The organism is Arthrobacter sp. H5, from assembly GCF_000520595.1.
In the GTDB taxonomy this organism is placed as follows: domain Bacteria; phylum Actinomycetota; class Actinomycetes; order Actinomycetales; family Micrococcaceae; genus Arthrobacter_D.
On sequence record NZ_KI914984.1, the window covers coordinates 45,340 to 46,081 of the forward strand.

Below are 742 nucleotides of genomic sequence, written 5' to 3' on the forward strand. Positions count from 1 at the left end.
CTGCCGATTCCCGCCGCAGTGCTGGACATGGTGGCAACCCGCGGCCGTTCCGCCGTTAATAGCAGCGGCAGGAGCAGGTTGGTCAGGGCGAATGGGCCGAGGAAATTGCTGCCAAACTGCAGTTCGAAGTTGTCGGCGGTGGTCATCCGCTTGGGTGGAGCCATGACCCCCGCGTTGTTGAGCAGCAGATCCAGGGGGCGGCCGTCGTCGTGCAGTGATTGCGCGAAGACACGGACCGTGGAGAGGTCCGCGAGGTCAATGTGGCGCACCTCAAGCGACGCATGAGGGTGCTTCTGCCGTATCTCCGTCTTGGCTGCTTCGCCTTTCGCAGGCGTGCGGACTGCCAGCCGCGGGTGAACTGCAGGTCCTCGAAACGGATCCTGCCGATTCCCGCCGCAGTGCTGGACATGGTGGCAACCCGCGGCCGTTCCGCCGTTAATAGCAGCGGCAGGAGCAGGTTGGTCAGGGCGAATGGGCCGAGGAAATTGCTGCCAAACTGCAGTTCGAAGTTGTCGGCGGTGGTCATCCGCTTGGGTGGAGCCATGACCCCCGCGTTGTTGAGCAGCAGATCCAGGGGGCGGCCGTCGTCGTGCAGTGATTGCGCGAAGACACGGACCGTGGAGAGGTCCGCGAGGTCAATGTGGCGCACCTCAAGCGACGCATGAGGGTGCTTCTGCCGTATCTCCGTCTTGGCTGCTTCGCCTTTCGCAGGCGTGCGGACTGCCATGATCACGTGTGCGCC

General features: G+C 63.9%; 1 protein-coding gene and 1 pseudogene. Both read right to left on the reverse strand.

The features are described from left to right. The coding region (locus tag Y708_RS31495; RefSeq protein WP_343212956.1) for an SDR family NAD(P)-dependent oxidoreductase at nucleotides 1–473 on the reverse strand (473 nt) is incomplete at its 3' end. Next, nucleotides 389–733, reverse strand: a pseudogene (locus tag Y708_RS30870) (SDR family NAD(P)-dependent oxidoreductase); the annotation flags it as partial. The pseudogene Y708_RS30870 and the gene Y708_RS31495, both read right to left, overlap by 85 nt. Nucleotides 734–742 lie beyond the last annotated feature (9 nt).